The 22193-nt window shown below is 63.0% G+C and carries 17 protein-coding genes; 5 read left to right on the top strand and 12 right to left on the bottom strand.

Annotation, left to right across the window (positions count from 1 at the left end):
- Positions 1-8: 8 nt before the first annotated feature.
- From M3B90_RS00230 to M3B90_RS00200, 7 genes are all read right to left on the bottom strand, one after another.
- A complete protein-coding gene (locus tag M3B90_RS00230) occupies positions 9-2399 on the bottom strand; it encodes a ComEC/Rec2 family competence protein (RefSeq protein WP_259888043.1) in 2391 nt (796 codons plus the stop codon).
- On the bottom strand, positions 2380-3228 hold the full coding sequence (locus tag M3B90_RS00225) for a helix-hairpin-helix domain-containing protein (protein ID WP_259888042.1): 849 nt from the start codon (positions 3226-3228) through the stop codon (positions 2380-2382). Before M3B90_RS00225 ends, M3B90_RS00230 begins: the two co-directional genes overlap by 20 nt.
- A 93-nt stretch (positions 3229-3321) precedes the next feature.
- Complete coding sequence (locus tag M3B90_RS00220) at positions 3322-3990, bottom strand: vitamin K epoxide reductase family protein (RefSeq protein ID WP_259888041.1); 669 nt, start codon at positions 3988-3990, stop codon at positions 3322-3324.
- On the bottom strand, positions 3983-4963 hold the full coding sequence (locus M3B90_RS00215) for an NAD(P)-dependent oxidoreductase (protein ID WP_259888040.1): 981 nt from the start codon (positions 4961-4963) through the stop codon (positions 3983-3985). The genes M3B90_RS00220 and M3B90_RS00215 overlap by 8 nt, the downstream gene beginning before the upstream one ends.
- The gene (locus tag M3B90_RS00210; RefSeq protein ID WP_259888039.1) at positions 4960-7623 is read right to left on the bottom strand and encodes an alpha/beta fold hydrolase; all 2664 of its coding nucleotides are present in this window, start codon (positions 7621-7623) and stop codon (positions 4960-4962) included. The genes M3B90_RS00215 and M3B90_RS00210 overlap by 4 nt, the downstream gene beginning before the upstream one ends.
- Entirely contained in the window at positions 7617-8642 is a 1026-nt protein-coding gene (locus M3B90_RS00205; RefSeq protein ID WP_259888269.1) for a 3-oxoacyl-ACP synthase III, read from the bottom strand. Before M3B90_RS00205 ends, M3B90_RS00210 begins: the two co-directional genes overlap by 7 nt.
- 114 nt (positions 8643-8756) lie before the next feature.
- Positions 8757-9728: a sugar phosphate isomerase/epimerase gene (locus M3B90_RS00200; protein ID WP_259888038.1), complete on the bottom strand. Its 972-nt coding sequence runs from the start codon at positions 9726-9728 to the stop codon at positions 8757-8759.
- Positions 9729-9810: 82 nt separating this feature from the next.
- Here M3B90_RS00200 and M3B90_RS00195 point away from each other — a divergent pair, with 82 nt between their 5' ends.
- Both M3B90_RS00195 and pdxY read left to right on the top strand, forming a co-directional pair.
- Positions 9811-10422 carry a thymidine kinase gene (locus tag M3B90_RS00195; RefSeq protein ID WP_259888037.1) on the top strand — a complete coding sequence of 204 codons (612 nt, stop codon included), beginning with the start codon at positions 9811-9813 and terminating at the stop codon, positions 10420-10422.
- Between the two features lie 40 nt (positions 10423-10462).
- The gene (pdxY, locus tag M3B90_RS00190) at positions 10463-11317 is read left to right on the top strand and encodes a pyridoxal kinase PdxY (protein WP_259888036.1); all 855 of its coding nucleotides are present in this window, start codon (positions 10463-10465) and stop codon (positions 11315-11317) included.
- Positions 11318-11920: 603 nt separating this feature from the next.
- Here pdxY and M3B90_RS00185 read toward each other — a convergent pair.
- Together M3B90_RS00185 and M3B90_RS00180 are read right to left on the bottom strand one after the other, a co-directional pair.
- On the bottom strand, positions 11921-12463 hold the full coding sequence (locus M3B90_RS00185; protein WP_259888035.1) for a GNAT family N-acetyltransferase: 543 nt from the start codon (positions 12461-12463) through the stop codon (positions 11921-11923).
- A 189-nt stretch (positions 12464-12652) separates the two neighbouring features.
- Positions 12653-14026 (bottom strand): UTP--glucose-1-phosphate uridylyltransferase, encoded by a 1374-nt coding sequence (locus M3B90_RS00180; protein ID WP_259888034.1) that lies wholly within the window; start codon positions 14024-14026, stop codon positions 12653-12655.
- A gap of 51 nt (positions 14027-14077) precedes the next feature.
- On the opposite strand from M3B90_RS00180, the gene metG reads away from it, so the two are divergent.
- Genes metG through M3B90_RS00165 form a run of 3 tightly spaced genes read left to right on the top strand, consistent with a single transcriptional unit; the run spans position 14078 to position 17411 of the window.
- Positions 14078-15874, top strand: coding sequence for a methionine--tRNA ligase (gene metG, locus M3B90_RS00175; RefSeq protein ID WP_259888033.1), 1797 nt, complete (start codon positions 14078-14080; stop codon positions 15872-15874).
- A 15-nt stretch (positions 15875-15889) separates the two neighbouring features.
- Positions 15890-16663 carry an ABC transporter permease gene (locus tag M3B90_RS00170; protein WP_259888030.1) on the top strand — a complete coding sequence of 258 codons (774 nt, stop codon included), beginning with the start codon at positions 15890-15892 and terminating at the stop codon, positions 16661-16663.
- 10 nt (positions 16664-16673) lie between these two features.
- Positions 16674-17411: a sirohydrochlorin chelatase gene (locus tag M3B90_RS00165; RefSeq protein ID WP_259888029.1), complete on the top strand. Its 738-nt coding sequence runs from the start codon at positions 16674-16676 to the stop codon at positions 17409-17411.
- On the opposite strand, the gene M3B90_RS00160 is transcribed toward M3B90_RS00165, so the two are convergent.
- Genes M3B90_RS00160 through nirB form a run of 3 tightly spaced genes read right to left on the bottom strand, consistent with a single transcriptional unit; the run spans position 17377 to position 22015 of the window.
- Positions 17377-18222 carry a uroporphyrinogen-III synthase gene (locus tag M3B90_RS00160; RefSeq protein WP_259888027.1) on the bottom strand — a complete coding sequence of 282 codons (846 nt, stop codon included), beginning with the start codon at positions 18220-18222 and terminating at the stop codon, positions 17377-17379. The two genes, M3B90_RS00165 and M3B90_RS00160, sit on opposite strands and share 35 nt — an antisense overlap.
- Positions 18223-18243: 21 nt before the next feature.
- A complete protein-coding gene (gene cobA / locus M3B90_RS00155; RefSeq protein WP_259888025.1) occupies positions 18244-19302 on the bottom strand; it encodes a uroporphyrinogen-III C-methyltransferase in 1059 nt (352 codons plus the stop codon).
- Between the two features lie 4 nt (positions 19303-19306).
- Positions 19307-22015: a nitrite reductase large subunit NirB gene (gene nirB / locus M3B90_RS00150; protein WP_259888024.1), complete on the bottom strand. Its 2709-nt coding sequence runs from the start codon at positions 22013-22015 to the stop codon at positions 19307-19309.
- Positions 22016-22193 lie beyond the last annotated feature (178 nt).

Genomic DNA, 22193 nt, shown 5'->3' with positions numbered 1-22193 from the left:
GTTGAGCGTCACTTCGTGCGCACCGTCCAGCCCGCGTCCGTTCTCGTCAACACCAGCATCCCCTCCGCGTCGGTACGCCTGAGCACTGCCCCTTGTCGCTCAAACATCGCGAGCGTCTTGGGGTGGGGATGACCGAAGGTGTTCTCGCCAACGCCAACGACGGCAAGCGGGGCGCGAGCTGCCTCGTAAAGCTCCGGTGCCTGCCGGCGGGAGCCGTGGTGCGCAACCTTGACCAGGTCAACCGGCTCTACGGACCCAGATCTCGCTAGATGCTCTTGCGCGTCGGGCTCTAGATCCCCTAGCGTCAGTGCATCCCATTCGGCCCCTTTGATGAGCATCGAGATCGAGCAGTCGTTGAGCGCGGATTCCTCTCCACCACCCTCGCTCGCGCCGAGTACACGTGCCTCTTCGGCCGTACGAGGCCACACGACCTCGAACGAGAGCGGTCCGACGGTTTCCGCCCGGGGCGCGAGCACCGTCTCAACCTCGGTGTATGGAAGTTTCGCTCCCGTGAAGGTATCGAGCGGGCATACCCAGGCAGCCTTCGGCACCCACCGCCCCGTAAGCGCGGACAGACCGCCATCGTGATCCGCGTGAGGATGCGTCACCACGAGCAGATCAACTGATTCGACCCGCGCGCGGTCAAGACAACGCGCAAGCAACTCGGGATCGGGACCCGTATCGATGAGCACCGTCTGCTTGCCCGCGCGCACAAGCATGGCGTCCCCCTGCCCCACATCACACATGACGACGTCCCACTCCCCTACGTCGCGACTCGCGAGCCGTGCGCCACCGGCTATGAGCAGTACCACCGCGACAAAGCCGAGCGCGAAACGCACCTCGCGACGGTTGCGGAGCCACAGCGTGAGGCCCACGAGCACGAGGACCCCGCTCACCAGGAGCGCACCGCTCGCCCCTGCCGGAAGCGCGATGTGGGCACCGGGAAGGCCGGCACTCACCGTCGCGATAAGCACAAGCACGTGCGCGCCCGCGCCAGATACGGCGAAGAACGGCAGCCCGAGCGGTGGCCACACATGGGCGACAAGGATGCCAGTAAAACCAATCACCGTCGCGGGAGCAACAACGATTTCCGCGGCAATGTTCGCCGGAACCGCCCACACGGACGTTTCGGGGGCGAGCAAAAGGAGAACGGGCGTACATGCGGCCTGGGCTACCGTCGGAACCGAAAGGACAAGCGCAAGATTCCGCGAGACCCTCCCACCACTGATTTTCTGGATGAGCCTCGCAAGCGGAACCGAGAGAGTGAGAATCGCCAACGTCGCCCCGACACTGAGAACGAAGCCCACCTCCCCCACGAGTGAAGGGTCAAAGATGCACCACGCGAGCACGGTGAGGGCGAGGGCGTTCACCGGCGGCGTTCGAAAGCCACAGTATCGGCCGATCATGAGGGGTGCGGCCATGAACGCCGCGCGCAGGAGGCTTGGTTCGGGACCCACCGCCGCCACGTACATCGCGATTCCCGCCGCCCCCGCGACCACCCGGTGCTTTCGCCGAACGCCAAAGGCCAGCAGCGGAAGAGTCACAAACGCGTAGGTGAGGGCGATGTTCGCACCTGAAGCGGCAACGAGGTGCGTGAGACCCGAAGTGGCCATGGCATCCTTGGTGCCTTTCTCGAGTCCGGTGACGTCTCCGAGTGTCATGCCGAGAACAAGTGCGGCTTCGTTTGGCGGCAAGAATGAGGAAGTTTCACGCACGAGTTCTTTGCGCTCTTCGCGCCACTCTTCGAGGAAGCGCCCAAACTGCGCGCTCACCCCTTCGCCCTCGTGGTTGGTGGTCTTCGACCTCTCCCACTCAGTGATCTCAAGAAACAGTGTTGAGCCGTCCTTTTCAGCGTGACCGCGAACGCCGAGAGCTTCACCTCGAGCGAGCCCCATGGGGCTTTCGCCGCGCGTACTCCCGCTCCACGTGAGAACAACGAGCACGTCGCCGGGAAGATCCTTCTCGCCCACCCCCACCTTGATCGTGGGCACCGCTGGTTTGGCGGTGGCGCGTGCGGTGGCCGTATCCCATGCTCTGGCTTTTGCGGGTTCCGACGGTTGCTCGCGCAGAACCACCTGCATCTGCGTCACAACATTCCTTTCGCGAAGGGCTTCCTCGAGGCTCAGCTCCGCGGCGTGCACGTGCGCGACTGGCCCTGCGAGAACGGCACCGAGAATGACGGCAAGAAGCGCGTGCGCTCGCAGGCGCCTTTCTCGAACCATGAACAGCATGAGACCCGGGAGAACCACGGCGAGGAGGACAACGGGACCGAACGCTACCCCGGCGATCGTCGCGGGCCAGAGGGCTACTGCATGCGGAATCAGGCTCAATCCACGTACGGGCTTTTCTCCATAGCCACCGATGACCGCGCTGAAACTTTCACACGGTGATGCGTTCACGAAGTTTCTCGAAAATTGCGGGGCCGATACCTTTGACGTCCTGAAGCTGCTCGATACTCGTGAATCTACCGTTCGCGGTGCGGTGTTCGACGATCCGCGCAGCAATGGCGGGGCCGACACCTGGGAGTTCGTCGAGTTCGCTTTCCGAGGCGGTGTTGATGTTGATGGTCCCGCCCTCGCTGGCATGGGTACCCGCCTTCTCGCCCGCCTCGGCAGCCTCTTGTGGCGCTACCGCTGGCGCACCTGCCGGCAATTCCTCCCCTTCTTTCGGCACGTACACCTGCTCGCCATCACTGACCACTCGCGCGAGGTTGAGGCGGCTGAGGTCCGCTTCTCCCGTGGCACCGCCCGCTTCTTGAAGGGCCTCTCCTACTCGCGCATTGGCGGGCAGTTCCACTACGCGCGGTTTCTCTACCGCTCCCACGACGTGCACGACGATCTTTTGGGGGGCCTGGGACTGCGCTTGTGATGGAGCTTCGCTGCCAACCGCCGCCGGTGCGCTCGCCGCCGCGGGGCCTTCGCTCACGGGGTCACGAGGTGGTCTCGGCGCGTCAGGCACGCCCGTCGCCCCCTGTCCGTTCGCCTCAATCGCGACCGTGTCGGCGCGGGGTGTCATCGACGTCGCCATGTGAGCACCGCCAAGGGCGAGCACGCAGGCCGTAAGGACCCCAAGAAGCACGCGAGGCTCCTTGAGCGCCGACCATCGAAACCCTCTGCGTTCCCCGGAACTCTCGCGGGACCATTCCTCGATCTCATCCCACGAGCGCGTGCCCGTGCTCCCGTTGATGTCCGCGCGATGCCGCCCCTCGCGCCCCGTGTCAGTGTTCATAGCCTCACGCTAGAAACAAGAAGCGACCATGAAAATACCCCGGCCATCCGCTGGGGATAACCGGGGCATGTGGAGGCTAAGGCACCGCGAGGACTAGAAAAACATCGCCTGCCACTCGGGAAGGAACACGAAGAAAGCCGCGACAATCACGAGCGCATACCACGCAAGCGAAAGCACCACCCATGAACGGAGCACGGCACGTGCAACGCCGCGCACTTCGATCACGCCCTCCTCAACGAGGTAGGTCACGAAACTGAAGAACATGGGCGCCACGACGGCCCACACCACGAGGCACCACGGGCACAGGGCACGAATGGCAAAAAGGGCGTTACTCGCAAGCCAGATCACGAAGGCAAAAGCAAACGCGAGACCACCAAACGTTGCCCAATGAAACCAGCGGGGAAGCTCGACGCGCGAAAGATGAAGCGCCCCCACAACCCCCATGATCGAAAAGCCGAAAAAGCCGAGGTACATGTTGGGTACGCCGAACGTTTGCCCCTGCCATGTTTGGAGGAACGTCCCGCACGAAATGAACGGGTTGATGTCGCAGGCCAGCGACGCGTTCGGATCTTCGAGAATCGCGAGTTTATCCTGCATGAGCGCGAACGACGCGATGAGGCCAAGAGTCGATCCGAGCACCAACACGAGCCCTACGGTCAATCTCGACGCGCGAGGCTTCGCATCCCGCTCGGCACGGATCTCGGCATCAATGGCAGCAATCTCCGCGTCATGAGCGGAGGAGGTGGTTAAATCTTCAGTCACGCTGCTTATCGTAGTACACCTTGAGCTTCGCGAAGCCCTCGTCCATACTTACGCGCGGCTTCCACTGCAGACGCTCGCACGTGCGGCGCTGATCGAACCAATGGGCAGTCGAAAGCTGCTCCGCGAGAAACTCGGTCATGGGCGGCTCGTCGTAACCGGGGCGAAATTCCCACACCTTCTCGATCACGCGACCGGCCACGCGCGCAACCGGCCCGGGAATCGTGATGCGCGGGCGCGAAACCCCTGCTGCATCGCACAGCCCCACGACGAAGTCGCGAACCGTGCGCGGCTCACCATTGGTGATCACGAAGCTCTCGCCATGAACGTCCTCGATCCGGTCAAGTGCGGCGACGAAAGCTTCAGCGGCGTTGTCGATATACGTCGTGTCGATGAGCGCCATGCCGCGGTCGAGGAGCGGCATGGTGCCTTTGCGCCCTCGCTCAACGATGCGCTCGACAAGCTGCGTGTCGCCCGGGCCCCACACGATGTGCGGGCGCAGGGTTGTCACGAGGAGACCGTCCTTGCCGTCTGCTTCCATCGCCACGAGCTCAGCGGCGGCTTTGGTGCGGGCGTAAGGCCCGCGGGCGCGCGTGGGTTCGGGGGCCGTAGCGTCGAGTCCGACGATGGCCTTGCCAAAGTGTGCGACCGACGGTGAAGAGGTGTTCACGAGCTTTCCGCCGCCTTGGGCGCGCAGCGCGTTCACCACGTTGCGCGTTCCCTCAATGTTGACGGCGCGGTATTCCTCTTCGGGGCCAGAAATCGAGACCTTAGCAGCGAGGTGCACGACCGCATCGTTGCCCTCAACGGCACGGTTCACGTCGCCTGCTTCCGTGAGCGAACCGCACACGTCCTTCACGCCGTCGATGCCCGCGGGGCGGCGCTGGAACGCGCTCACCTCATGCCCCGCGTCGCGAAGCCGCTTCGCGACCTCGCCACCGAGCATGCCGCTCGCACCGGTCACGAGAACCTTCACAGCGCACTCCTTTCGCCGGCAAGTTCGCGTGCGGCCCACGCGCCGAGACGCGCCCGCTCGATCTTCGAGTTATGGCGGATATCGGTCGGAAGGGTTGTTGTTTCGAATGCGGCGGTCACGGCAACGCCCGTCGCTGCTTCAACCGCTTCTCGGATTGCGGCTTGGCGCTCAGGCGTCGCCGGTTTGGGGGTCTGTCCCTTGCCCGGGCGGAACGTCGCCGGATCCTCATAGATCACGACAACCTGCTGCGTGCCCGCGGGACCCACGCCGCACACGCCTGCGCGTCGCACGAACTCGAGGTTCTCCGCAGCCTTCTCGATCTGCACGGGAGTCACGGGACCTACCGAAGTCGTAAGGACATGCGCGAGGCGACCCTCGACCCACAGACGGCCCTGCGCATCGAGCTGGCCGACATCGCCCGTTGCGTGGTAGCCCTCGCATCGCATCGACTCTCGCGTGGTGTCCCACAGCATGAGGTAGCGATCGCGAACGTGCGCGGCGCGCACCATGATTTCGCCAACGACGCCGGGCTCTGTGGTCACGGTGGAAGCCGCGCGACCGTCGGACTCAAGCGGCGCAATCGCAAGCTCCACGCGAGGGACGGGCGCGCCCACGCACACACCGCTGCCCTCGCCCGCGGCTTCGATTCCTTCAAGGTCAATTGCGGCGACCGCGAGGCACTCGGTCATGCCGTACGGCGAGTACGAGTGCGCGTTTGGCAGAACGTCACGGAGGGCGCGAAGGAGCGACGCGGGGATCGGCGCCCCGGCGCTGAAGAAGCTCGGCACGCGTGAGAGCGCCTCGCGCTGGCGGTTGTCCAGATCGCCTGCCGTATCGATGATGTTTTGAAGGGCCGCCGGGGCTGTGAAAACCGCGGGCGAGCCGAGTTCGTCAACGGCGTCGGCAAGTGCCGCTGCCGTGAGTTCGCCGGGGCGCGTCACGTCCATGTCGGGGACGATGCTCGGTGCACCGAGTGCCGGTCCGAGCAGCGCGAACGGCGCAAATCCTGCAACGAGGCCGCGCTCCGGGCGAAGCTGAAGCGTGTCGCCAACGGCCGCAAACATCGCGCTCGCCTGGCGGTGCGTGTACACGGCGCCCTTCGCGGGCCCCGTCGAACCGGACGTAAAGAGCACGAGGGCGTCCGCATCCGGATCAACATCAACAGTGTCATCACCGCCACCGAGGGCATGGATCTGCTCGCCCTCGTGCATGAGCTCATCGATCGACGTTTTCACCCCGAACACGGCGCGATCGATCGTGGGGAGCGTACGCACGGAGATGCGCTCGCCCGGCCAGCCGAGCGCCCGCGCACCCGCGAGGGCGGTGGGGATGCCCACGATGTAGTCGATGTGGGCACCTACGATCGCCCGCGTGAGGCCCTTGATGCCGAGGCCGGCATCAGCGACAACCGCAACCGCGCCGATGCGCAAGCACGCGTACAGCACTGCAGTGAGGTCGGCACCGGGCGTCACGAGAACGCTCACGCGATCGCCAGCCTTGATGCCGTGCGCGCGCATACCGCTTGCGAGCTGCGACACGCGCTTTTCGAGAAGGCTCCACGTAATCGTGCGAGGGCCTTCGGCGAGCATCTCGACGACCGCTGGTTCAAAGGCCGTCGCCGGGTCGTTCGCACGTTCCGTAATGAGGGAACCCAGGCGCTTGTACTCCGGCTGTTCGGCAAAGCTCGACACGGAACGATCGCCCAGGTTTTCGCCCTTGACGAGGCGGTCTTGCAGCCATCGGCTGACAACGCCCGCAACGGGAGCGTCCTCCCACACGAGGTGCGAGGCCCCCTCGAAACGGTGCACATCCGCATGGGGCACGCGTTCGAGCAGGTCACGCAGGTAGCGATCCGAGAACACCACATCGCGCGGCCCCCACACCATGAGGGTGGGAACGTCCATGGTGGTGATTCCCTCGGCGAGACGCTCAAGGGTTGCGCGTGAAGGGTGATCCGCGGTGGCCGGTATGTCGGCGACGAAGGCTTCAATGCCGCGGCGGCGTGCCTTCGAGCGGTAGGGCGCGTAGTAGCCCTCGCGCACCTCACGGGGCAGCGGTGGCTTGGAAAGGTTGACGGTTGTGCGGAGGAAGGCGTCGGTGCGGGACGTCGAGAACGGCAGGAAGCCGGGCGCCGTCGCAAGCTGCAGCGAAGCCGGAAGCGACTCGCCAAGTCCCTGGTGGATCGCGGTGTTCGTGAGGATCATGCCGATCACGTCGTGGCGATTATCGAGCGCCCACCCGATCGAGACGATACCGCCCCAATCGTGGCCCACCGTGACGACGTTGCCCGCGAGGCCGAGTGCATCCGTGAAGAGCGAGAGGTCGGTGATCCGATCCTGCAGAAGGCGATCGCGGCCCGTGCGCTCCGAGTAGCCCATTTCAAGCTGATCAACTGCAACCACGCGCCAACCGGCCTCGAGTATCTCCTCTTTAAAAAGGCTGCGATAGAGGAACGAATAGGTGGGGTTGCCGTGCACGCACAGGAGCGTGCCTCGAGCCTCAATGCGCCTTTCCTCTAGCTGACGAGCGTTGTCGAGATAGTGCCAGCGACGCATGTCGCCGAACGAATCTCGTACCTCGAGAGTGTGGTTCAGCTCGGGATCCACACCGGGAAGGTTGGGGACTTCCTCCACGTCTTTCACGCTTTTCGCGCTCACCACTGAACCTCCATCATCGCCGTGTTCAGGCCCGATCCCACGCCGAGAAGGAGCAGCTCATCACCCTTCTTGAAGCGGTCCTGGTTAAGGGCGAGCGTGAGCGGAACGGCCTCGGCGGCGATGTTGCCGAGCTCGGGGAAAGTCACGGGGATGATCTCGGGATCGATCCCCATGGCCTTTGCGAATGCGCGCGTGTAGACCATCGACACCTGGTGGGTGATGTACCACTGCTTATGTGAATAGTCCCGGCCGCTTTCCTCCGCGGCGCGCCACGTCTGCGTCACAAGCTCGAGACCGTTTTCGAGCAAGCCCGCTGTATCGGTACGCATGTCGTCCATGTCGCCAATGCAGAGTTCGTGGTGCTCGGTGCCTGCACGCGTTTGTGTATGAGTGATCCTGTGCCCCTCAGGGTGCTTGTCGAAGCGCCCCACAACCGCAGCGGCGGCGCCCGAACCAAGCGTGAGCGACGCAAACTGGTTATTGAAGTCCTGGCGCGTCGAGTTCTTATCGTTGAGGCGTGCGATCGTGCGGCGCTGAACCTCTTCAACGTCCTCCGCGCCCACGATGAGGGCGTAGTCGATCTGGCCCGCATCAATCAGTCCCGAAGCGAGCGTCATCGCGTTGACGAAACCGAGGCACGCATTCGTGATGTCAAAGTTCATGCACGAGGCAGGCATGCCGAGCGCCGCGTGGATGTGCGCGCTCATTGCCGGCTCGAGGTGCTGGCGGGAAACAGAGGCATTGATAAGAACGCCGACGTCCTCACGGGTAATGCCGGCGCTCGCCATTGCTCGCTCAGCGGCAATCACTGCGCCCTGCTTCCAGCCGTTTTCCGGATCCTTCCACCATCGACGTTCATAAACTCCGGCGACGCGTTGAAGCGTGCCTTTCGGAAGGCGAAGGCGTTTGCGGGCCGGGGAAAGCATCTCGTCGATCGAGTCGGACGTGACTGGAACCTGAGCCTCCACGGCGGCAACGGAGAGAATGGCGGCGTTTCTATGGTCAAACGCGGTGTTGGGGATCACTACTACAAATCGCTTTCGGTCTCGGTTCGCGCCTCTCAAAGCGCCACATTATTGTCCACTGAAGCACTGGAGATTCAATGAAAGAACGGCCAGTTCAGCCTTTGATGGCACTCAAACGTGACTGAGTTCTCGGCGAGCAACGGCGAGCGAGCGCTCAATCGGCGCAAGCTTCGCTTCAAACTTCCGACTTGCGCCCGTCGCGATCTCCACAATGACCGAACCACCCCAATTACTGCGGGCAAGAGTGCGAAGAATTTCGGCAACCGGCTGATCACCATCCCCCGGGACGAGATGCTCGTCACGGAGCGTGTGACCGGACCCGTCGGTCAGGTGCAGGTGGCTGAGCCTATCCCCCACGCGTTCGATCATCGCCAACGCGTCATCGCCCGCGGTTGAAGCGTGCGAGAGATCAATCGTGAGATGCGCGTAGCCCTCATCGGTCGGGTCATGATCCGGATAGTACGGGAGCGCTTCGCGAAGCCCGAGGCGCCACGGATACATATTCTCCACGGCGAGTGCGATCCCGTATTGCGCCTCCAGTTCGGCAACGATTTTCACGAAGTCCCGGGCATAGCGTCCCTGCCACCGAAACGGCGGGTGGGCAACAACCGTCGGAACCCCGAGATCCACGGCAAGGCGCATCGTATCCTCAAGCTTCTTCTTCGGGTCGAGACCACCCGCGAACTGTAAGAAGAAGAGCGTTGGGGCATGGAGAGACAAAATCGGCAGGTCGTACACTCGCCTAAGGGTCTCGAGGCGCATGACGTCGCGGGTTGCGGACTCGAGCGAACACATGATCTCGACGCCGTCGTAGCCGGTGATCTGCGCTGCCCTGAACGTCTCCTCGAGCCCTAGCGGAAACAGCGACGACGTGGAAAGCCCCACGGGAATCGTACGCCCCGAACTGACCGTTTGACCGCCGTCGGCTTTCCCATCGGTGCGCTCCGCCCCGTTCCAGGGCCCGGAATCGCGGGGGCCGACGCCTGCTCGGCTCTTCTCGCGCCACGCTCTCGAGTTTCTCCTCGCTTGGTTTTTGCGCGTGAAAGCCTTCCGGCCGCCGCCGTGTTTTTCGCGTGTCGTCACCACTTCACGCTAGCAAGGCGAGGTGCACTAAAGTTGTGGAGGACATAATCGCGCACGGCGAAGGGACGCTCAGGAGGAACCGATGGCGAAGCTCCACTTCAAATACGGCGCGATGAACTCGGGAAAGTCCGACACCCTCATCAAAACCGCCTACAACTACGAAGAACGTGGCCTCGGCACCATCACCGTGAAGCCCGCAATTGATACAAAGGGCGAGGACTGGGTTCTTGCCCGCGGCGGCGCGAAGAGGCGCGTCGACGTGCTCATCGAATCGGGGCACGACCTGCGCGAAGAGATCAAGGCGTTCATTGCCCAGCGCCCCGAGCTAGATTTCCACGTCGTTCTCGTGGATGAGAGCCAGTTTCTCGACCGCGACCAGATCGATCAGCTTTTCCTCGTCGCGAAGAACGACCAAATTTCCGTGATCTGCTACGGGCTTCGCACCGACTTTCTCGCCTGCCAGTTTCCCGGCTCTTCGCGTCTGTTCGAATTAGCCGACAACTTCGAAAAGCTGCCCACGATGTGTCGCTGCGGCTCACAGGCAGAGTTTAATTGCCGCAGCGTAAACGGCATGTTCGTATTCGAGGGCGACCAAGTAGCGATCGACGGCGCAGGCCGCGTGACCTACGAATCACTGTGCGGCACGTGCTACCTCGCCGAGAAATCCAAGGCACTCGGCCCCTCCCTCTTCTAGCCACAATGTGCACCGTCCAAACGTCGTCAAGGAGTGACGCATGAAAATCCTGTCGATCCAATCCGCGGTCGCCTACGGCCACGCGGGCAACTCCGCTGCGGTATTTCCTCTTCAGCGACTCGGCCACGAGGTGTGGCCCGTCAACACGGTGAATTTCTCCAACCACACGGGACACCCCACGTTCCGCGGCCCCGTGATCGATGCGAAGGACGTGCACGAGGTGGTGCTTGGGATCGAGGAGCTCGGCGTTCTTAGCGAGGCCGACGCCATCTTGAGTGGGTACCAGGGTTCCGCCCCGGTCACCGACGTCATCCTTGATACCGTTGAGCGGGTCAAAAAACACAACCCGAACGCCGTATATATTGCCGATCCCGTCATGGGCAATGCCGGCGAGGGGTTCTACGTTGATTCCGACATCCCGCCGCTCATGACCAATAAGGTTGTTCCCGCCGCCGATGTTCTCACACCGAATCACTTCGAGCTCGGCGTTCTCACCGGGATCGACGTGTCCACGCGCGAGGGCACCCTCAAGGCGGTCGCACAGCTACGCGCCGAGGGCCCCGAAACCGTGCTCGTCACGAGCGTGATTACCAACGAAACCGAAACCGGCACCCTCGAGCTTCTCGTGGCCGACTCTTCCGGCGCGTACCTCCTCGCGACGCCCCGCCTGGAGCGCAAGGTCCACGGCAGTGGCGATGTCACCACGGCGCTGTTCACTGCGCATCTGCTCGGCGGCGCTGGCCCCGTCGAGGCACTAGAGAAGACAGCCGCGTCGGTATTCGAACTCATCGAACGCACTCTCAAGGTCGATGCGCGCGAGCTTTTGATCATCGAGAGTCAGGACGCGTTCGTCAATCCCGACACGAAGTTCAAGGCCCACCCCCTCTCCCGCTGAATTGCATAGAGGTTGTGGGGGTTTAACTCCGCTCGCCCCTCCCCTCCCCGGACCGGATTGACGTAGCTAAACGGACCTCACCCGTGCGGCTACCCCGCCGCAATCAAAAACTAGGGTGGACAAAACCGACACCACACGCCAAAACTGGGACGCCCAGCCTGTTTCCTCCACCCTCACCTCACAGTGGGTGCGTGCCGCGCCGCCCACACGAGCTTCAGCGTTTCTTCATGGGCTCCGTCAACGTCTCCTTCTTCGCCTCCGGATTCACCGGGCCAAGCGTGCCCACACCCCGCACAGGATTACCCACAAACTCCTCAGGCACACCCTCACTTCAGCCCCGCCAGCATCACTACGAGCCGAAGAAGCAGGCGAATGCGCGGCAGGCGTCGGACTCCCCTTCAACGCCCCCACCACCGCAACCAACCAAACCGGCCACAACCACAACCGCGACACCACAAGCACCAAAAACCCGCGCCCGCCCGCTCCACATACGCTCCCCCATCAGCTCTCCACACCCGAGCGAGGCCCACATCACCTAGCAAACCAGAACACCAGCCCCCACGTAACGGATGTTTCGAGATTGTGGAAACTGCGATGTTCGAGCTAGGCGGCGCTTGGCGACACGATGGGGAGACGAGGACCCTCCGGCACGGGGTCGGTCGCGAGTCGACCATAGGTGAGCACATCGATGCGTTCCCCATTGACGAGGAACTTCTCTCGCTCCAATCCTTCGCGGATGAATCCCGCTGCTCGGGCGACTCCCCCGCTTTCTGGATTGTTCGCTCGATGACCGAGTTCGAGGCGGTACAAGCCACCTTGATCGAGAGCCCAATCGGCGATAGTCGTCGCCGCACTCCGCATCCAGCCTTGACCCCTGTCGGCTGCATTCATCCAGTACCAGAACCACCCGTTTCGGTTTTGTTCATCGACGCTCACGGCGACGAGTCCAGCAAGAGAATCATCTGGCCGGGCAACGGCCCACGGGCGGTGTGATAACTCCGGATCGAGGAGGCGTTCGACGTACCTGCACGCACTTGTTTCGTCTGTGACGTCTCCCTGACGCGACATCTCGGGTGAAGATTTGAACGCGGCGAGAACACCAGGAGCATCGGAAAGGCGAAGTAAGCGCAAATGGGGCGAATTCAAGCCGAGCCTTTCAATCGGGACTCTGATTACGTACGTTTCGGTACGTCAATCCGGGGGGAGAGAGAGAAGGTAGGAGGGGAAACGAGGGTAGAGAAGAGAGCAGACGTGGGCGAGACGGTCGCGGGGGCTTGGATCCGCGCATTGTGTCGGCACCAAACCCCCACAACCTCTAGGCAATCTAGGTGGAGGTTAGGGAAGGGTTCCGCCCTCAGCTCCGAGCGTCACGTCGCCTTCGATACGGGCGCCCTCGTTAAACGTCCAATCGCCCTCGACGGTGAGCGAAGACGCGCCCTTCAGGCTCGGCGCGCCGCCCGGGAAGCGCTTCTCAAAGTCCGCCACAAGTTTGTAGGGGGCGTCGGCGAGCTTCACGAGTGGGGCTTTCTCCACGACTTTCTCGAGCGCGTAGTCCTCGGTGAGGTCGTACACGTCAGAGCGCACGAGTAGCAGGTCGCTCGTGGTTTTCACGGGAAGGAAGCGAGAGCGATCCACAACGATCGCGGTTGCGCCCTCGAAGACCTCGATCGCGGCACCCATCGCCGATTCGATCTGATAGACCGGCGTGCTCGACTTGTCGGAAGGATCGACTGTTTTCTCGTTGCGGATGAGCGGCAGGCCCATCACGCCTTCACGTTCAGTGAGGATCTCCTTGAGCTTCACGAGGTCGAACCACAGGTTATTCGTGTGGAAGAACGGGTGGCGGTGCTCATCGGTGAAGTAGTCCATCTGCTCCGCCGGGGTCTGGGCGGTGTCGCGCAGGATGAGGCGACCGTCGGAATTCCGAATCGCAAGATGACCACCCTTGCGATCCGCGGCTGTGCGGCGGCAAAGCTCCGCGGCGTACGGGGCACCCGAGGCCGCGAACCAGCCGGCGATCTCGGGAGACGGGACCGTGCCAAGGTTGTCGGAGTTCGAGATCGAGGCATAGCGGAAGCCCTGCTCGAGAAGGGCATCGAGCACACCGGACGTGAGCAACGCCGTGTAAATATCGCCGTGACCGGGTGGGCACCACTCGAGCTCCGGATCCTCCGGGAATTCGACGGGCGTGAGGTCATCGCGCCTCAGCTTCGGCTCCTTGTTCTGAAGGAAGTCGAGCGGGAGATCGCCCACCTGGAGATCCGGGTACTTCGCGAGCACCTCGAGCGTGTCCTCGCGCGTACGGAACGAGTTCATGAACAAAAGCGGCAGGCGCGCGCCGGTCTTCTTACGGGCCGCGAGTACCTGCTCGACGATGATGTCGAGGAAGCTCTTGCCGTCGCGAACCGGAAGGAGCGACTTGGCGCGATCCATGCCCATCGACGTGCCGAGGCCGCCGTTGAGGTTGATGACAACGAGCTTCGAGAAGGCATCCTTCGCGACCTCAGGGTCAACCTCGACATCCGAGAGACGGTCCACCTCAGTGAGCGGCGAGATGGTCTCTTCCGGGATCGAGCCCGTCACCCCCTTTTCGAGTTGATGGTAGAAATCGCTGAAGACATTGATGGCGGCTTCGGCTACGCCTGCACCCCGCATTTTCTGCTGAGCGAGGGCAAGACCTGTGGGCTTCGTGTCGTTGTCGTAACTCATGCCTCCAGGATAGGGCGCTTCCCTCATAAAACGTCGTAGAATTGGAGCCCTATGAGTACTGTGCTTTCTGCTGTCGCCTGGCCCTACGCAAACGGACCCCGCCACATCGGCCACGTTGCCGGATTCGGTGTCCCCTCCGATGTTTTCTCGCGCTACATGCGCATGGCCGGGCACGACGTGCTCATGGTGTCTGGAACCGACGAGCACGGAACCCCGATTCTCGTGGCTGCCGATGCCGAGGGCATCACGGCCCGCGAGCTTGCTGATCGCAACAACCGCATCATCGTGGAAGATCTCGTCAACCTCGGGCTTTCCTACGATCTTTTCACTCGTACGACCTCGGGCAACCACTACGCGATCGTTCGCGAAATGTTCACAACGGTGCGTGACAACGGCTACATGATCGAGAAAGTCACGAGCGGCGCAATCTCGCCCTCGACCGGCCGCACCCTCCCCGACCGCTACATCGAGGGCACGTGCCCTCTGTGCAAAACTCCGGGAGCACGCGGCGACCAGTGCGATGCGTGCGGCAACCAGCTCGACCCGACCGACCTGATCGACCCGGTCTCGAGAATCAACGGTGAAACCCCGAAGTTCATCGAGACGACCCACTATTTTCTCGACCTTCCGTCCCTCGCCGATGCGCTCGGCGAATGGCTCGATGAGCGCGAGGCCACGGGCCTGTGGCGCCCGAACGTCATCCGTTTCAGCCAGAACATCCTCAAGGAAATCAAGCCGCGTGCGATGACGCGCGATATCGACTGGGGCATCCCCGTTCCCGGCTGGGAGGATCAACCAACCAAGCGCCTGTACGTATGGTTTGATGCCGTGATCGGGTATCTTTCCGCGTCGATCGAGTGGGCACGCCGCTCGGGCGATCCCGAGGCGTGGCGCAAGTGGTGGAACGATCCCGAAGCCCTCTCCTACTACTTCATGGGCAAAGACAACATCGTCTTCCACTCGCAGATCTGGCCGGCCGAGCTCATCGCTCACAACGGCGGCGGCAGCAAGGGCGGTGAGCCGGGTAGGCTCGGCACGCTCAATCTTCCGACGGAGGTCGTGAGCTCGGAGTTCCTCACGATGGAGGGGAAGAAATTCTCAAGTTCGAAGGGCGTTGTGATTTATGTGCGCGACGTTCTCGAGCGGTATCAGGCCGATGCCTTGCGCTACTTCATTTCCGCGGCGGGCCCCGAAAACCAGGACGCGGACTTCACGTGGAGCGAATTCGTCTCGCGCACAAATAATGAGCTCGTTGCGGGGTGGGGGAACCTCGTGAACCGCACTGCCGCCATGATTGCCAAGAACGTGGGCGAGATTCCCCCCGCCGGCGAGCTTACGGATGCCGACAACGCGCTTCTGACGAAGATCACCGAGGGCTTCGACACCGTCGGAAACCTCATTCGCACCCACCGTCAGCGCCAGGCGATCGCCGAGGTCATGCACCTCGTGGGAGAAGCGAACGCGTATGTTTCGGCGACCGAGCCGTTCAAGCTCAAGGCGGAGGAGCAGCGACCCCGTCTTCTCACGATCCTGCACGTGCTCGCACAAGCCGTCACCGACCTCAATACGATGCTCTCGCCGTTCCTGCCGTTCTCCGCCAACGAGGTTGAAAAGGCGCTCGGCGGCACTCTTGAGATCGCGCCGATGCCGCGTATCGAAGAGGTCGAGGATCTCGATGCCGACGGTTCCTACCCGATCATTACAGGCGATTACACGAATGTCCCGGCGTGGGGCCATCGCGAGGTCGCGGTGGGTGCTCCGGTCTCGAAGCCCAAGCCGATCTTCCAGAAGCTTGATCCGAGCATTATCGAAGAGGAGCTCGAGCGTCTGGGTGTCGAAAACGAGTAATTCTGGAGGCGAGGGGTGAGTACCGCTTCTCTTATCTCCACCGCGATTGCTCTCGCGCTGTGCCTTGCCTTCACTCTCGTGCTCCGGCGCGTGTGGGGTGTAGCCGAGTGGGCTGATCCCGCCGTCGCTCTCCTGCGCGCGCTCGTGCAGCTCGCGATCCTCTCGAGCGTTCTGAGCATCGCGATTACGCACATCGGCTATGTGTTTCTTGCGCTCCTCGTCATGCTTGGCTTCGGCGTGTGGACGTCTTCACGAAGGTTAGGTGCCGATGCTCGCACGGTGCTTCTCGTCGCCTTATCGATGAGCGCCGCCGTAGCAGCCTCGGTGAGCGCTGTGTTTCTCACGGGGGCGCTGGAGTTCACCGGACAGAACCTCCTTGCCTTCGGCGGAATTATTACCGGGAACGCAATGAGCATCGTGACACTTTCGGGCCGCCGCCTTACGCAAGATGCGGGTGAGCACTGGGGTGAGATTGAAGGCTGGCTCGCGCTCGGCGCGACTAATCGCAGGGCGGTGCGCCCGATCGCCTCGAGGGCCATGAGCGAGGCGCTCATTCCCAACGTGGATCAGACTCGCGTGACGGGCATCGTCACCATGCCGGGTGCGTTTGTCGGTGCCGTTTTCGCGGGAGCTTCGCCGCTCGAAGCGGGGCGCTTCCAGCTCCTCGTGCTCGCGGGCATCATGGCGACGGGCACAATTGCTGCGGCGCTCGTGATGTGGGGCTCAGATCCCATTGCGAGTTGTCGAACTGCGCGTGCCGAGAGCGAGAAGAAAAAGCGCCTCGGGTAGGGTTTCCAGCATGATGAAGCCCGCTGCCCCAGCCCTCATTGGCATCGCCCACGGAAGCCGCAACCCCGCTGCCGCAGAAGCAACCGAATCGCTCGTGGCCGCCGCTGGAGCGCTTCTCGGGGTCGAGGCTCACGCGGCCTATCTCGAAGACTTCGCTTCGCCGTCAATTCCGGAGGTTGTAGGTGCACTCGCCGAACACGGTTACTCTTCAGCGATCGCCGTGCCGCTCCTCTTCACCGAGGCGTACCACGCGACCGAGGATGCTCCGGGCGGCCTTCACGAGGCGGAAAAGGCTCACGACATTACGCTCGCGCAAACCGGGGTGATCGGCACAGGCGAGGATCTCGTCACGGTTCTCGCCTCGCACCTGGCGCGTGGCGAGAGTGAAGGATCGCGCGGCGAGATCATCCTCCTTGGGGTGGGATCCTCCCGTCCCGGTGCGAACGAGGCCGTCGAGTCGCTCGCTCGCAAGCTTTCCGCACGCATCAGCAGGGACGTGCATGCGCGCTTCGCGACGTGCGCGCCGCGCCTCGGTGATCGCCTCGAGGCTGGCACGACCCCGGGCACGGTTCTTCCCCTATTCGCCGCGCCGGGGCTTTTACTCGACAAGGCTCGCGGCCGCGCCGAAGAGGCCGGCTGGCTCGTGCTCGGCCATCTTGGCGACGCGCTCGCTCCAATCGTCGCGGCACGCTACGAGAGCGCGCTTAAAGAGTTCAGCGCGCGCGAGGGCTCAGCTTCTCCCCCATAAGTTTCACCATCGCCCCGAGCCTCTCACGTTCGGGGTAGAGCGGCTTGAGTCCCTCGTCTTCGAGCGGCTCGGCCGTCACGTGTCCGACGGCGACCGGGCACACGTCGCTCGCGAAGGCCTCGCGGAGCTGCTCGCGAACCCCCAGCTCATCGGCGACGTCGAACAGGGCGACGACCGCTGGCGCCGCCGTGAAGGTCACGGCGTCCACCTCGCGGCTGATGATGCTCGTGATGAGGTCGCGCACCGGCGCGAGATCTTCTGCGAGCTCCCAGCGGTAGGGCGCAACGACGAAAATTTCGCGCTCGCCGAGAGGTGCGAGGGCTTTTTCAGGTACGTAGCCGTGACGTTGAAGGCCCACGGGTCCATCGGCGATGCCAAGTTCAAGCGCGAGCTCGACCATTGACGTGCTCGTTTCCTTCTCGCTGCTGGGCGCGTCGGGAAGGCCCCACTTTCGCACCGTGCCACGTCCCTTGGCACCCCGGCAAATGATCTGCGTCGAGGCGAGGTAGTCGAGAACCTGCTGTTTGAGGGGCTCTTCGAGAATCTCGAGCCACGAGTTGATGCCCTGCCCGGTCGTCACGAAGAACGTAGGCGGAGCTGCTTCGAGTAGTGCCCGCGTTTCGTCAATGAGCGCAGTGTCGTCTTCCACCGGCACAATTCGCATCGTCGGAGCGTGCACAGCGCTTGCACCGGCGCGCTCGAGAGCGGCGATTTGGTCGTCTGCGCGGCGTGCGGCTGTCACGGCCACGCGCATCCCCTCGAGGGGGCGCTCGTTTGGTTCGGTCACGTTTGCGGCGTTTGAGGTGCTCACGCGTCTTCTCCTTGGGTCGGGCTAACCTTGGGCTTCAGAAATTTCTGCTGACACTTCCCTGACGCCCACAACGTCGCCGATCACGATGATCGCCGGATTCGTGACCTTTCTGCTGCGTGCGTCCTCGATCGCGGTGCCGAGCGTTGTGAAGGTGTGGCGCTCGTTCGAGGTATACCCCTTCTCGAGGAGCGCGACACCAGTTGAATCTGGCAGGCCAGCCTCGCGGAGCCCCGCAACCGTTGAGGGAAAGGTGGCGACCCCCATGAGGATCACGATCGTGCTACCAAGGGACACGAGTGAGGACAATTCGGACTGGTTGAAGGGTTGGTGGCCCGAGATAATCGTGACCGCGCGTGTGACCTCGCGATACGTTGCGGAAACACCTGCGTGAGCTGGTACGCTCAGGCCGCTCGTGATGCCCGGGACGACCTCTACACGAACTCCATTTTCCGCGAGAAAGCGCCATTCTTCGCCTCCGCGGCCAAAAATGAAGGGATCCCCGCCCTTGAGACGCACGACCCGAGCTCCCTCGCGGGCGAAGGCGAGCATCGTCTCATGGATCTCTTCCTGCGGCATCTTGTGACGCCCGGGCGCCTTACCCACGTCGATCACGAGCGCAGCGGGCGCGAGCTCCACAACATTGAGCGCAATGCCGAGGCGGTCGAGGAGAACCACGTCGGCGTGCGCAATCGCGGTGAGCGCGGCGATCGTCAAAAGGCTCGGATCTCCCGGGCCACCGCCCACAAGCGTCACAACACCCGTGGGGTTCTCACGACCTTCCGACGGTACTTCGGCATCCTTGAGCGCGATTTTTTCAGCGTGAGGCGGGCAAAGGCCGGAAAGGATCTCCCCACGGGACTCACCCGCCCACTGAAGGGTGAGGTGCTCGAGGCCGCGTGCCTTCGCAAGTTGATCGAAACGCCGCGCGCGATCGCGAGCGGGCGAGTCGCCTACGAAAACTTCAGCGCCCTCGAGTGCAAGAGCCTGCGCCGCGCGCCAGCCGGCGGAGTCGCGGTGATCCGAGAGATCAACGACACGACCCCGCCACTGATGCGCAACTGAAAGGTCAGAGGCTTTCACGAAGCTACTGACGTTCGAGGACCTGCTCGGCAGGAACCTCCTGGCCATGCGCGTCACGGAAGGAAATGACCGGACCTGAGATGAGGACCTGTTCGCGCTCCTCGAGCGTCGCCGGACGGTTCTGGTCACGCATCGGCATGCGCGCAAAGAGCGGATCCGGCGCCTCGGGGGCATTGATGAATGAGCGGAACCGCGAGAGCTTTTCGGGGTCCTTGACGGCCTCGACCCATTCATCCTTGTGGTTGTCCACGAACTTCTGCATCTCGTGCTCCCACTGCTCGCCCATGCCGAGCGAATCCTCGAGCACGGCTTCCTTGACGTGGTCAATGCCGCGTGCTTCGACCCACGATGCGGTGCGCTGGAGCTTGTCGGCATCCGAGATGTAGTACATGAGGAAACGATCGACGTACTTCACGAGCTCTTCATCGCTCAGGTCCTGCGCGAACTCGTCCGCGTGGCGGGGCGTGAAGCCACCGTTACCGCCAACGTAGAGGTTCCATCCCTTGTCGGTCGCGATCACGCCGATGTCCTTGCCGCGCGCCTCGGCACATTCGCGCGCACAGCCCGAAACGCCGAGCTTGAACTTGTGGGGTGAGCGAAGGCCCTTGTAGCGGTTCTCGAGGAGCACGGCCATGCCAACCGAGTCCTGCTGGCCGAAGCGGCACCAGTCGGTTCCGACACAGCTCTTTACTGCGCGGAGGCTCTTGCCGTAAGCCTGGCCCGATTCGAAGCCTGCCTCGACGAGACGTGTCCAAATGTTCGGAAGCTGCTCGAGGCGGGCACCGAACAAGCCGATGCGCTGCGCGCCGGTGATCTTGGTGTAGAGGTTGAAGTCGCGGGCAACTTCGGCGAGCGCCACGAGGGCTTCGGGTTTCACTTCGCCACCGGGCATGCGCGGGATCACCGAGTAGGTGCCGTCTTTTTGCATGTTCGCGATGAATCTATCGTTCGTGTCCTGAAGCTCCTGGAGGCCTTTGCCGAGGATGTAGTCGTCGCGGAGCGACGCGAGAATCGATGCGACGACGGGTTTACACACGTCACAGCCATTGCCTTTGCCGTAGCGACCAATGACCTCGGGGAAGCTCTTGAGGTCGTGTTCCTTAACGATCTGGAACAGCTCGGCGCGAGGCATCGAGAAGTGCTCGCAGAGGCCGCGCGACATGGCGATGCCGGACTTCGCAAGCTCGTTTCCAAGGATCTTGGTCAAGAGCGGAACACACGAACCACACTGAGTACCAGCCGTCGTTGCGGCCTTGATCGACGGAATGTCGTGGCACGCTTCGGCGAAGTCACCCTCACCGTTAATCGCTGCCTTGATGGTACCCGCGGAAATGTTGTTGCACGAGCAGACGATGACGTCGTCGGGCATGTCGCCGGAATCGGGAACTTCGCCGCCGCCGGCTGCAAGATACGCCGCCGGATCTCCCGGAAGTTCACGACCGATGTAGGCGCGAAGCGTCGAGTAGTTCGAAGCGTCGCCCACGAGGATGCCGCCGCGGAGGACGGCCGCGTCAGGACTCATGACGAGGCGCTGATAGATGCCGCGGGTGGGATCGGCGTAGACCACGTCGAGCGAGTCCTTCTCGGCGCCCTTCGCATCGCCGAAGCTCGCGACGTCGATGCCCGAAAGCTTGAGTTTGGTCGAGCCGTCAATCTCGCCGAAGAGTTTGTCGCCGCCGAGGAGCTGATCGGCGACGACCTCGGCCATCGTGTTCGCGGGCGCCACGAGGCCGATGGTGCGGCCTTCCATCGCGGCACATTCACCAATCGCCCACACGTGTTCGACCGAGGTGCGGCAATCCTGGCCGACCATGATGCCGCCGCGCGGACCCATTTCGAAGCCGTTCACCTTGCCGAGCTCATCTCGCGGTCGAATGCCCACGGCGAGACACACGAGGTCGGCGTCAAGCTCGGTGCCGTCGGAGAGCTTGACGCCACGCACGTTGGAGGCGGCCGCGTTGATGGCTTCTTCATCCGCGGTATTGCCCTTGCGGTATTCGATGCGCGGCAGTACCTGCTCGAGGCTCACGCCCGTATGAAGAACGATTCCTCGCTGTTCAATGAGGCGGTTGAGGAGATTGCCGCCGCCCTCATCGAGCTGCGCGGGCATAAGCCAGCCGGCAAGCTCAACGAGATGCACTTCGTAGCCTTCGCTTGCGAGACCACCGGCGGCCTCAAGACCGAGGAGACCACCGCCGAGAACGACCGCCTTGCCCGTGCGCTTTTCGTCATTCTTGAGGCCCTCGACTGTCGCGCCCATACCGTCGACGTCATCGACGGTGCGGTATACGAACACGCCCTTCGTATCCCAGCCGTTGATGGGAGGCGTAAAGGCGTTCGATCCGGTCGCGAGCACGAGCTCGTCGTAGCCGTAAACGGTTCCTGAGGACGTGCGGACGAGCTTCGAGTCGGTTTCGATCGAATTGACGCGATCGCCGAGGCGCAGGTCAATGTGCGGATCTTCCCACAGTGAGCGATCACCGAGAGTCAGGTCGTAGCTCTTGTCCCAGCGCTTCGCGAGGTTCACGCGATCGTAAGGCTCGACCTTTTCTTCCGAGATGACGGTGATCTTGTAGGCGCCGGCTTTATCGCGCGCCTGCATCGTTTCGGCGAAGCGCTGCGCGGCGGGGCCACCGCCCACGACAACGACGTGCTTGACGAGGGTCTCCTCGTTAGCGGTTTCAGAGTTGGGGGCAACGTCGGCAGTGCTCACGGCAGCTCCTACTTTGAGGCTTAGGGGTGTAGACGTGGTCTCACCCTACACAAAATCACCACCCGTTTTCGAGTACAGTGGAGCCACAAAAGCGAGGGATTTTTCGCGACCAACCGCATCACCCCCACGGGGGACTTTGGTCCGCGAAGTCGCAGGCCAAATACCGTATTGGCCGCGA

Origin of the sequence: Dermabacter sp. p3-SID358 (genome assembly GCF_025147465.1) — a bacterium.
Lineage (GTDB): Bacteria > Actinomycetota > Actinomycetes > Actinomycetales > Dermabacteraceae > Dermabacter.
Note: the sequence above shows the minus strand (reverse complement) of the source record. Positions and strands in the feature narration are given on the sequence as shown.